This window comes from Pseudomonas sp. OE 28.3, assembly GCF_014268205.2.
In the GTDB taxonomy this organism is placed as follows: domain Bacteria; phylum Pseudomonadota; class Gammaproteobacteria; order Pseudomonadales; family Pseudomonadaceae; genus Aquipseudomonas; species Aquipseudomonas edaphica.
Genome location: NZ_CP077082.1, coordinates 4,788,337 through 4,801,357, shown reverse-complemented (window position 1 = coordinate 4,801,357; position 13,021 = coordinate 4,788,337). Strand labels below are relative to the sequence as shown.

The 13,021-nt window shown below is 63.9% G+C and carries 1 protein-coding gene; it reads left to right on the top strand.

What is annotated here, in order from left to right:
• Positions 1-24 precede the first annotated feature (24 nt).
• Positions 25-12,915, top strand: a complete 12,891-nt coding sequence (locus HU759_RS21415) for a non-ribosomal peptide synthetase (protein WP_186617142.1) — start codon at positions 25-27, stop codon at positions 12,913-12,915.
• Positions 12,916-13,021: the final 106 nt, after the last annotated feature.

Here is a 13,021-nt window from a genome sequence, read left to right as displayed (position 1 = left end):
AAGCCGATTTCAGGCAGGAACCCCATGATGGACGCCTTCGAACTTCCCCGCACCCTGGTCCAGTCCCTTCAACACCGCGCCGCGCAGACCCCGGACCAGGTGGCCCTGCGCTTCCTTGCCGAATCCGCCGCAGACAGCGTTGTGCTCAGTTACCGCGACCTAGACCAGCGCGCCCGCACCATCGCCGCCGCCTTGCAGGCCAATGCGGCATTGGGCGACCGTGCGGTGCTGTTGTTCCCCAGCGGCCCGGATTACGTCGCGGCGTTCTTTGGTTGCCTGTACGCCGGGGTCATCGCGGTGCCGGCCTATCCGCCGGAGTCGACCAAGCGCCATCATCAGGAGCGGCTGCTGTCGATCATCAGCGATGCCGAGCCGCGCCTGCTGCTGACCATCGCCAGCCTCGCCGACGGCCTGGCGCAGATCGAGAACGCGCCGCCGGTATTGAGCGTCGATACCCTGCAGACCGCCGGCAATTGGGTTGAACCCGAACTGCAAGCGGACGACATCGCCTTCCTGCAATACACCTCCGGCTCCACCGCGCTACCCAAGGGCGTGCAAGTCAGCCACGGCAACCTGGTGGCCAACGAAGTGCTGATCCGTCGCGGCTTCGGCATTGATCTGCACCCGGATGATGTAATCGTCAGCTGGCTGCCGCTGTACCACGACATGGGCCTGATCGGCGGCTTGCTGCAACCGATCTTCAGTGGCGTGCCCTGTGTGTTGATGTCGCCGGCGTACTTCCTCGGCCGCCCATTGCGCTGGCTGGAAGCGATCAGCGAATACGGAGGCACCATCAGTGGCGGGCCGGATTTCACCTATCGCCTGTGCAGCGAGCGGGTCAGTGAAACCGCGCTGGAACGCCTGGACTTGAGCAAATGGCGCGTGGCGTATTCGGGCTCCGAGCCGATCCGCCTCGACACCCTGGAACGTTTCGCCGAGAAGTTTGCCGTTTGTGGTTTCACCTCGAATAATTTCTTCGCCTCCTACGGGCTGGCCGAGGCGACGTTGTTTGTCGCCGGTGGCACCCGTGGTCAAGGCATCCCCGCGTTGCGTGTGGATGAACAGGCGCTGGCCGCCAACCGCGCTGAACCGGGGCAGGGCAGCGCGATCATGAGTTGCGGCACGAGCCAGCCGGAACACGCGGTGCTGATCGCCGATCCGCACACCCTCACCGAATTGCCCGACAACCGTGTCGGCGAACTCTGGGCCGCCGGCCCCAGCATCGCCCACGGCTACTGGCGCAACCCCGAGGCCAGCGCCAAAACCTTTGTACAACACGCGGGGCGCACCTGGCTGCGCACCGGCGACCTGGGCTTTATCCGCGACGGCGAGGTGTACATCACCGGTCGCCTCAAAGACCTGCTGATCGTGCGCGGCCACAACCTGTATCCGCAGGACATCGAGCAGACCGTCGAGCGCGAAGTCGAAGTGGTGCGCAAGGGTCGGGTAGCGGCGTTTGCCGTGAATCACCAAGGCCTGGAAGGCATCGGTATCGCCGCAGAAATCAGCCGCAGCGTGCAGAAAATCCTGCCGCCGGAGGCCTTGATCAAGGCGATTCGCCAGGCGGTGGCCGAGGCCTATCAAGAAGCCCCGAGCGTGGTGGTGTTGCTCAACCCCGGTGGCTTGCCCAAGACCTCCAGCGGCAAGGTGCAGCGTTCGGCGTGCGCGCTTCGTTATGCCGATGGCAGCCTCGACAGCTATGCGCAGTTCCCGAGTCTGCAAGCCCAGGCCAGTGATGCGCTGCTTGAATCCGAGCTGCAAAAACAGATTGCAGCGATCTGGTGCGAGCAGTTGCAGGTCGCAACCGTGGCGGCCGATGACCACTTCTTCCTGCTCGGCGGCAACTCCATCACCGCCACCCAGGTGGTCGCGCGCCTGCGTGAAAGCCTGGGCCTGGAGTTGAACCTGCGCCTGCTGTTCGAGGCGCCGACGCTTTCGGCGTTCGCCGCCAATGTGGCGCAATTGCAGCAAGACGGCGGCATTGCCCAAGGCGCGATCCAGGCCTTGTCACGCCAGGCAGACTTGCCGCAATCACTGGCACAGAACCGCCTGTGGATCACCTGGCAACTGGACCCGCACAGCAGCGCCTACACCATCCCCGGCGCCCTGCGGTTGCGCGGCGAGCTGGACGAAGATGCCGTGCGCACGAGCTTCCAGCAGTTGATCCAGCGCCACGAAGCCCTGCGCACGCGCTTCTATGAACGCGATGGCCAAGCCTTCCAGCGCGTCGAGGCCAACACCGGTTTCGAGCTGCAAGTGATCGACCTCAGCGACCTGCCAAGCGCCGAACGCGAAGCCCGCGCGCAGCAGATCCGTGAAGACGAAGCGCGCACCCAGTTCGACCTGGAAAAAGGCCCGTTGCTGTGGGTGACGCTGGTGCGCCTGGACGATGAAGATCACCAACTGCTGGTGACCTTGCATCACATCATCGCCGACGGTTGGTCGCTGAACATTCTGATCGACGAATTCTCGCGTTTGTATGCCGCCGCAACCCAAGGCCGAACCCTGGAACTGCCGCCACTGGCCCTGCAATACGCCGACTACGGCAGTTGGCAGCGTCAATGGCTGGCCGAAGGCGAAGGCCCGCGGCAATTGGCCTATTGGCAGGCGCAACTGGGTGATGAGCACCCGGCCCTGAGCCTGGCCACCGACCATCCACGCTCTGCGCAGCACACCCACAGTGCCTCGCGCCATAGCGTGCGCTTGAACGCAGCGCTCAGCGAAGCCATTCGCCAGGCCGCTCAAGCCCATGAGTCCACACCGTTCATGCTGTTGCTGGCGGCGTTCCAGAGCCTGCTCTACCGCTACAGCGGCCAGCGCGATATTCGCATCGGCGTGCCCAACGCCAACCGCCCACGCCAGGAAACCCAAGGCCTGATTGGCTTCTTCATCAACACCTTGGTGTTGCGCGTTGAGCTGGACGGGCGCCTGCCATTCAATCAGCTGTTGGCTGCCACGCGCCAGGCTGCGCTGGGCGCCCAGGCTCACCAGGACCTGCCCTTCGAACAATTGCTGGAAGCCTTCCCCCAGGCCCGCGAACAAGGCCTGTTCCAGGTTATGTTCAACCACCAGCAGCGCGACTTGAGCGCCTTGCGCCGCTTGCCGGGCATGCTTGCCGATGAGCTGCCATGGCACAGTCGCGAAGCCAAGTTCGACCTGCAACTGCACACTGAAGAAGACCGCAACGGGCGTTTGAGCCTGGCGTTCGACTACGCCGATGAGCTGTTCGACAGCGCGACCATCCAGCGCCTCGCCGAGCACTTCATCAACCTGCTGCACGCGGTGTGCGAGCAGCCGGAGCACGCCATCGGCGACCTCAAGCTGATGCACACAGACGAGCAGCAGCCATGGAGCGAAGCCCCGTGTGCCCCGGCCCGGCAGTGGCTGCCCGAGCTGCTCAGCCAACAGATCTCTGACAACACCGCACTGGTCTGGCAAGGCGGCAGCCTGACCTTCGCCCAACTGCACACCCAGGCCAACCGCCTGGCCCACTACCTGCGTGACAAGGGCGTCGGCCCGGATGTGTGCGTGGCCATCGCCGCCGAGCGTTCGCCGCAATTGCTGATCGGTCTGCTGGCAATCATCAAGGCCGGTGGCGCCTATGTGCCGCTCGATCCGGATTACCCCGCCGACCGCCTGGCCTACATGCTCAAGGACAGCGGCGTGCACCTGCTGCTGAGCCAAACCTCACTGCTTGAACTGCTGCCGGCCACCGAAGGCGTGTGCGTGATCGCCATGGACAGCTTGCACCTGGACAGCTGGCCGACCCAGGCGCCGGGCCTGCACTTGAATGGCGACAACCTCGCCTACGTCATCTACACCTCCGGCTCCACCGGCCAGCCCAAAGGCGTGGGCAATACCCATGCGGCCCTGGCCGAGCGCTTGCAGTGGATGCAGGCCACCTATCAACTCAACGACACCGATGTGCTGATGCAAAAGGCGCCGATCAGCTTTGACGTATCGGTGTGGGAGTGCTTCTGGCCACTGATCAGCGGCTGCCGCCTGGTGCTGGCCGGCCCTGGCGAACATCGCGATCCGCACCGCATTGCGCAGCTGGTACAGGAACACGGCGTGACCACGCTGCACTTTGTGCCGCCGCTGCTGCAGCTGTTTATCGATGAGCCGTTGGTGACTGAGTGCACCAGCCTGCGGCGTCTGTTCTCCGGCGGTGAAGCCTTGCCTGCCGAGCTGCGTAACCGCGTATTGGCGCAGCTGCCGGCGGTGCAACTGCACAACCGGTACGGCCCGACTGAAACCGCGATCAACGTGACCCACTGGCATTGCCAGGTTGCGGATGGCGAACGCTCGCCCATCGGCCGGCCGCTGGGCAATGTGATCTGCCGCGTGCTGGATGAGCAACTCAACCCATTACCGGCCGGTGTGCCGGGCGAACTGTGCATCGGCGGCATCGGCCTGGCGCGCGGCTATCTTGGCCGCGCCGGGCTGACCGCCGAGCGTTTTGTGGCTGACCCGTTGGGCGCACCCGGCACACGCCTGTACCGCACCGGTGACCGTGTGCGTTGGAGCGCCGAGGGTGTACTCGAATACCTCGGCCGCCTTGATCAACAGGTCAAGCTGCGTGGGTTCCGTGTGGAGCCGGAAGAAATCGAAGCACGGATGCTGGCGCTGGACGGCATCGCCCAAGCCGTGGTGCTGGTGCGTGATGCGCAGTTGATCGGTTACTACACCGCGCCTGCGAAGCTTACCGAGCAGGAGGTAAAAACCGCCCTGGCCGCCGAGCTGCCGGAGTACATGGTGCCCACCTTGCTGATGCGTCTGGACGCCATGCCCCTGAGCCCCAGCGGCAAACTCGACCGCCGCGCATTACCAGAGCCTGTGTGGCAAACCCGCGAGCACATCGAGCCTGCAACGCCGTTGCAGCAGCAGATTGCCGCGATCTGGCGCGAAGTGCTGGGCTTGCCACGTATCGGCCTGCGCGACGACTTTTTTGCCCTCGGCGGCCACTCGTTGCTGGCCACGCAAATCATCTCCCGCACCCGCCAGGCCTGCGACGTCGAGTTGCCGTTGCGCAGCTTGTTCGAAGCCAGCGAGCTGGGTGCGTTTGCCGAGCAAGTGGGCGCGATCCAGGCTTCGGGCCAACGCAATCAGCAAACCGCTATCGCCCGGGTCGACCGCAGCGCGCCGGTGCCGCTGTCCTATTCCCAGCAGCGCATGTGGTTCCTCTGGCAGATGGAACCCAACAGCCCGGCCTACAACGTCGGCGGCATGGCGCGTCTGCGCGGCGTGCTGGATGTGGGGCGTTTTGAGGCGGCGTTGCAAGCCTTGATCATGCGTCACGAAACCCTGCGCACCACCTTCCCGAGCGTCGATGGCGTGGCGTACCAAAAGGTTTCGCCGCAAACCGGCATGCGCATGGGCTGGCAGGATTTCTCCGCGCTCAATGAAACCGAGCGTCAGCAGCGCCTGCAAGATTTCGCCGATCAGGAAGCTCACACGCCGTTCAACCTGGAAACCGGGCCGCTGTTGCGGGCCTGCGTGGTCAAGGCCGGCGAGCAAGAGCACTACTTCGTGCTGACCCTGCACCATATCGTCACCGAAGGCTGGGCCATGGACATCTTCGCCCGTGAGCTCGGCGCGCTGTACGAGGCGTTTATCGACGAACGCGACTCGCCGCTGGCGCCGCTGGCGGTGCAATACCTCGACTACAGCGTGTGGCAGCGCCAGTGGCTGGAGGCTGGCGAGCGCCAACGCCAACTGGACTACTGGACTGCGCAACTGGGCCATGAGCATCCTTTGCTCGAACTGCCCGCCGACCGCCCACGGCCGCCGGTGCAAAGCCATCAGGGCGAGCTGTACCGCTTTGACCTGAGCGATGACTTGGCCGCTCGCGTGCGCGCCTTTAACGCCGAACGTGGCCTGACGTTGTTCATGACCATGACCGCCACCCTGGCGGTGCTGCTCTACCGCTACAGCGGCCAGACCGACCTGCGCATCGGCGCGCCAGTGGCCAACCGCATTCGCCCGGAAAGCGAAGGGCTGATCGGCGCATTCCTCAACACCCAGGTGCTGCGTTGCCAGCTCAATGGGCAGATGAATGTGGCCGAGTTGTTCGAGCAGGTGCGCCATACCGTGATCGAAGGCCAGTCGCACCAGGACCTGCCATTCGATCATCTGGTGGAAGCCCTGCAGCCACCGCGCAGCGCGGCGTATAACCCGCTGTTCCAGGTGATGTGCAACGTGCAGCGCTGGGAGTTCCAGCAGAGCCGCCAACTGGCGGGCATGACCGTCGAATACCTGGTCAACGATGCGCGGGCGACCAAGTTCGACCTCAACCTGGAAGTCACCGACCTCGACCATCGGCTGGGTTGCTGCCTGACCTACAGCACCGACTTGTTCGACCAGCCGCGTATTGCGCGGATGGCCGCACATTGGCAAAACCTGTTGGAAGCGTTGATCGCCAACCCGCAACAGCGTCTGAGCGAGTTGCCCTTGCTGACCGCCACTGAGCAGCGCGCCTTACAGAGCAGCCTGGGTATCGAGGCGGGTGAACACCGACTGGATCAGTGCATTCACCCGCTGTTCAGCCAACAAGCATTGGCGCGCCCCGATGCAGCGGCGTTGACCTTTGCCGGGGTCACGCTCAGTTATCGCGAACTGGATGAACGCGCCAACCGCCTGGCGTGGATGCTGCGTGAGCGCGGCGTTGGCCCGCAGGTGCGGGTCGGCCTGGCGCTGCCGCGCTCGCTGGAAATGGTCATCGGCCTGCTGGCGATCCTCAAGGCCGGCGGCGCTTATGTGCCGCTGGACCCGGAATACCCGCTCGACCGCCTGCACTACATGATCGAAGACAGTGGCATCGGCCTGCTGCTCAGTGATGCGGCGATGTTCGAAGCCCTTGGCGAATTGCCGGCGACGGTCGCGTGCTGGTGCCTGGAAGATGACTTGCCGGTGTTGGCCAATTACCCTGCCGCCGAGCCGCCCTTTATCAGCCTGCCGCAACATCAGGCGTACCTGATCTACACCTCCGGCTCCACGGGCAAGCCGAAGGGCGTGGTGGTGTCCCACGGTGAAATCGCCATGCATTGCCAGGCGGTGATCGAGCGCTTTGGCATGCGCGCGGATGATTGCGAGCTGCACTTCTACTCCATCAACTTCGACGCCGCCACCGAGCGTCTACTGGTGCCGCTGCTCAGCGGTGCGCAGGTGGTGTTGCGCGCCCAAGGCCAATGGGATGCCGAAGAAATCTGCGCGCTGATCCGCGCCCATGGCATCACTATCCTCGGCTTCACGCCAAGCTACGGCAGCCAATTGGCGCAATGGCTGGCGACCCGGCAACAGACTTTGCCGGTGCGCATGTGCATCACCGGCGGCGAGGCGCTGACCGGCGAACACTTGCAGCGGATTCGTGCGGCGTTCCAGCCCGAGCTATTTTTCAACGCCTATGGCCCGACCGAAACCGTGGTGATGCCGCTGGCCAGCCTGGCGCCGCACGTGTTGGAAGAAGGCGCCGCCAGCGTGCCGATCGGCAGCATCATCGGCGCTCGCGTGGCCTACATTCTCGACGCCGATCTGGCGCTGGTGCCCCAAGGCGCGACGGGTGAGTTGTATGTGGGCGGCGCCGGTCTGGCCCAGGGTTATCACGAACGTCCTGGCATGACGGCCGAGCGGTTTGTCGCTGATCCGTTTGCTGCCGATGGCGGCCGTTTGTACCGCACCGGCGACCTGGTGCGCCAACGCGCCGATGGGTTGGTGGAGTACCTGGGCCGTATCGACCATCAAGTGAAGATTCGCGGTTTCCGCATCGAGCTGGGTGAAATCGAAACGCGCTTGCTGGAGCACGCAGCCGTGCGCGAAGCAGTGGTGCTGGCGCTGGATTCACCCAGTGGTAAACAGCTGGCGGCGTATCTGGTCAGCGACGCCGACCCTGCCACCTTGCGTGATGCACTCAAGGCGCACCTCAAGGCGCAACTGCCGGACTACATGGTGCCCGCGCACCTGATCGTGCTCGACAGCATGCCGCTGACCGCCAACGGCAAGCTCGACCGCCGCGCCTTGCCGCAGCCGGATCCTGCGGCCAATCGCCAAACCTATGTGGCGCCACGCAATGAGCTGGAGCAAAACCTGGCGGCCATTTGGTGCGCGGTATTGAACGTGCAGCAAGTCGGCCTGGACGATAACTTCTTTGAATTGGGCGGTGACTCGATCCTGTCGATCCAGGTGGTCAGCCGTGCGCGGCAGGCCGGGATTCATTTCAGCCCACGGGATTTGTTCCAGCACCAGACCGTGCAAACCCTGGCCGCCGTGGCTACGCGCTCCGAGCAAGTGACAGCCGAGCAGGGGCTGCTCACCGGCAGCTCGGGCCTGACGCCGATCCAGCATTGGTTCTTTGATACCGAGATCCCCAACCGTCAGCACTGGAACCAGGCATTGCTGCTCAAGCCGCTGCAATTGCTGGAGCCCCATCGCCTGGAGCAAGCACTGCTGGCGGTGCTGGAGCATCACGACGCCTTGCGCCTGAGCTTCTCCACGCGCGACGCACACTGGCATGCCGAGCACCTGGCCGTGCCCCAAGGCGGTGTGCTGATGCAGGCGCAAGTGCGCGATATGCAGGCCTGCACTGAGCTGTTCACTGACACCCAACGCAGCCTCGACCTTGAGCATGGCCCGCTGTTGCGCGCCTTGCTGGTGGACGGCCCGCAAGGCCAGCAACGCCTGCTGATCGTGATTCATCACCTGGTGGTAGACGGCGTGTCGTGGCGCGTACTGCTGGAGGACCTGCAAACGGTTTACCGCCAGTTGAGCGACGGCCAGTCCGTCAGCCTGCCGGCCAAGACCAGCGCATTGCGCGATTGGGCTGCGCGCTTGCGCGCTTATGCCGGTAGCGAGTCCCTGCGCGAAGAATTGAGCCTGTGGCAAGAGCAACTGGCCGGTCCGGCAGTGGCGTTGCCGGTGGAGCGTCCACAGGGTTCACTGCGCAACCGCGAGGCTGAAACCGTCAGCGTGCGCCTGGGTGTCGAACACACGCGGCAGTTGCTGCAACAAGCGCCGAGCGCGTATCGCACCCAAGTCAACGACCTGCTGCTGACGGCGTTGGCCCGCGTGCTGTGCCGCTGGACGGGGCACGCCTCGACCTTGATTCAACTGGAAGGCCATGGCCGTGAAACCCTGTTCGATGAAATCGACCTGACCCGCAGCGTCGGCTGGTTCACCAGTGCTTACCCGTTGCGCCTGACACCGCAAGCCGGGCAGGGCGACTCGATCAAGGCCATCAAGGAACAACTGCGCGGCGTGCCGCACAAAGGCCTGGGTTATGGCGTGCTGCGTTACCTGGCGGACGATCAGTGCAAACAGGCCATGGCCGCATTGCCAACGGCGCAGATCACCTTCAACTACCTCGGCCAGTTCGACCAGAGCTTCGGCGCCGATGCACTGTTCCACCCGCTGGATGAATCGGCGGGCCTGGCCCACGACACGGATGCGCCGCTGCCCAACGAGCTGAGTGTCGACAGCCAGGTGTACGGCGGTGAGTTGCTGCTGCGCTGGACCTTCAGCCGTGAGCGCCATGACCCACAGACCATCCGTGAACTGGCGGATGGGTACTTGAGCGAGCTGCAAAGCCTGATCGCGCATTGCCTCAACGACGAGGCGGGTGGCCTTACGCCGTCCGACTTCCCGTTGGCGCACCTGACTCAATCGCAGCTCGACAGCCTGCCGGTGCCGGCCAACGTCATCGAAGACGTCTACCCGCTGACGCCAATGCAGGAAGGCCTGCTGCTGCACACCTTGCTGGAGCCGGGCACCGGCCTCTACTACATGCAGGACCGCTACCGCATCAACAGCGCCCTCTACCCCGAGCGTTTCGCCCAGGCCTGGCAGGCGGTGATCGCCCGGCATGAAGCCTTGCGTGCGTCGTTCTGCTGGAACGTCGGCGAGGACATGCTGCAGGTGATCCACAAGCCGGGCAGCACGCCGATTGAGTATCTGGATTGGAGCCATGACCCCGAATCCGAGCAGGAGCCGCGCCTGCAAGCCTTGCTCAAGGCCGAGCGCGAGGCCGGTTTTGATCTGCTCAACCAGGCGCCGTTCCACCTGCGGCTGATCCGCGTGGGCGAGGCGCGCTACTGGTTCATGATGAGCAACCACCACATCCTGATCGATGCCTGGTGCCGCTCGTTGCTGATGAATGATTTCTTCGACATCTACATGGCCTTGGGCGAGGGCCGCGATACACAATTGGCCACGCCGCCGCGCTACCGCGATTACATCGCCTGGCTGCAACGCCAGAACCTCAATGAAGCGCGCCAGTGGTGGCAACAGAACCTGCAAGGGTTCGAGCGCACCACGCCGATCCCGAGCGACCGGCCATTCCTGCGTGAACACGCAGGCCACAGCGGCGGCATGGTGGTAGGCGATTGCTACACCCGCCTGGATGCCCGCGACGGTGCGCAATTGCGCGAATTGGCCCAGGCCCATCAACTCACCGTCAACACCTTCGCTCAAGCGGCGTGGGCCTTGGTGCTGCGGCGTTTGAGCGGTGATCGTGATGTGCTGTTTGGCGTCACCGTCGCCGGGCGGCCGGTGGAGATGCCCGAGATGCAACGCACTGTCGGCCTGTTCATCAACAGCATCGCGCTGCGGGTAAAACTGCCGGAAGACGACCAGACTTGCAGTGTGCGTCAGTGGCTGAGCGGCTTGCTCGACAGCAATATGCAACTGCGCGAATACGAATACCTGCCGCTGGTGACTATCCAGGAACACAGCGAATTGCCTAAAGGCCAGCCGCTGTTCGACAGCCTGTTCGTGTTTGAAAACGCACCGGTGGAAGTCTCGGTGCTGGACCGTGCGCAAAGCCTGAATGCCACCTCGGACTCCGGCCGCACCCACACCAACTTCCCGCTGACGGCCGTGTGTTATCCGGGCGATGACCTCGGCTTGCACCTGTCCTACGACCAGCGCTATTTCGATGAAACCACCGTGCAAGGCATGCTGGGCGAGTTCAAGCGCCTGCTGCTGGCGTTGGTGCAGGGCTTCCATGGCGACATGGCGGACTTGCCGCTGATCGGCGAGCAGGAGCGGGCGTTTCTGGTCGACGGCTGTAACCAGAGTGAGCATGACTACCCGCTGGAACGCAGCTATGTCGAGTTGTTCGAAGTGCAGGTGGCGCAACATCCGCAGCGCATCGCCGCCAGTTGCCTCGACCAGCAATGGACCTACGATGAATTGAACCGCCGCAGCAACGGCCTGGGCTACGCGCTGATCGAGGCCGGTGTCGGGCTGGATCAGCCGGTGGCGCTGCTGGCCGAGCGTAACCTGGATTTGCTCGGCATGATCATCGGCAGCTTCAAGGCCGGTGCCGGTTACCTGCCGCTGGACCCAGGCCTGCCAAGCCAGCGGCTGAACCGCATCATCGACCTGAGCCGCACACCGTTGCTGGTGTGCACCGAGGCGTGCCGCGAGCAGGCGATTGAATTGCTGGACGGCACTGACTGCCAGTTGCTGGTATGGGAAGAAGTGCCCGGCCGTGGCGAAAACCCCGGCATCTACAGCGCGCCGGATAACCTCGCCTATGTGATCTACACCTCCGGCTCCACGGGTTTGCCCAAAGGTGTGATGGTGGAACAGCGCGGCATGCTCAATAACCAGTTGAGCAAGGTGCCGTATCTGCAACTGAGCGAGACAGATGTGATCGCGCAGACCGCTTCGCAGAGTTTCGATATTTCTGTGTGGCAGTTCCTCACCGCGCCGCTGTTTGGCGCGCGGGTGGATATTGTGCCGAACACCATCGCCCATGACCCGCAGGGTTTGTTGGCGCACGTGCAGGCCCAAGGTATTACCGTGCTGGAGAGCGTGCCGTCGCTGATCCAGGGCATGCTCGCTCAAGAACGCATGAGCCTGGACGACTTGCGCTGGATGCTGCCGACGGGTGAAGCCATGCCGCCGGAGCTGGCGCACCAGTGGTTGCTGCGTTACCCCGAGATCGGCTTGGTCAACGCTTATGGCCCGGCGGAGTGCTCGGATGATGTGGCGTTCTTCCGCGTTGACCTGGCGTCGACCCGTGGCACGTACCTGCCGATTGGCACGCCAACCGACAACAACCGCTTGTACCTGCTTGATGGTGCGCTGGCGCTGGTGCCGCAAGGTGCGGTGGGCGAGTTGTGTGTGGCAGGCAGGGGCGTAGGGCGTGGTTATGTCAGCGACCCATTGCGCACCGCCCAGGTGTTTGTGCCGAACCCGTTCGGCGCGCCGGGCGAGCGGCTATACCGCACCGGCGACCTGGCGCGTCGGCGCAGTGATGGTGTGCTGGAATATGTCGGGCGTATCGACCATCAGGTGAAGATTCGTGGTTACCGCATCGAACTGGGTGAAATCGAAGCGCGCCTGCATGAGCAGCCGGATGTGCGGGATGCGGCGGTGGGTGTGCAGGAAGGCGTCAACGGCAAGCATTTGGTGGGTTACCTGGTGGCGACGGATGCAGCGCTGAATCCAGGCGAGCGCCTGGACCGCATCAAGCAACGCCTGCGCGCGGAGCTGCCGGAATACATGGTGCCGCTGCACTGGTTATGGCTTGACCGCCTGCCGCTGAACGCCAACGGCAAGCTGGACCGCAACGCTCTGCCGGCCCTGGAGATTGGCCAGTTGCACAGTCAGGATTACCTGGCGCCACGCAACGAACTGGAAGCTACCCTGGCAGCGATTTGGGCTGAGGTGTTGAAGGTCGAAAGGGTAGGCGTGCAGGACAACTTCTTCGAGCTGGGGGGGCATTCATTGCTGGCCACGCAGATTGCTTCGCGGGTGCAGAAAACCCTGCAACGGGATGTGCCGCTGCGGGCGATGTTCGAATGCAGCACGGTGGCGGAGTTGGCCGAGTATATCGACGGCCTGGCGGCCAATGAGATCAGTGCAGAGAAGGTCGATCGGTTGAGTGATCTGATGGCGGAGCTGGAGGGTTTGTAACTGATCGTTCCCACGCTCTGCGTGTGAATGCAGCCCAGGACGCTCTGCGTCCCAAAGCGTGACGCAGAGCGTCACCTGAGGCATTCCCACGCAGAGCGTAGGGAAC

What these genes read in the sequence shown, in the direction of transcription:
- HU759_RS21415 (WP_186617142.1), top strand. Translation starts at nt 25, where the DNA reads ATGATGGACGCCTTCGAACTTCCCCGCACCCTGGTCCAGTCCCTTCAA.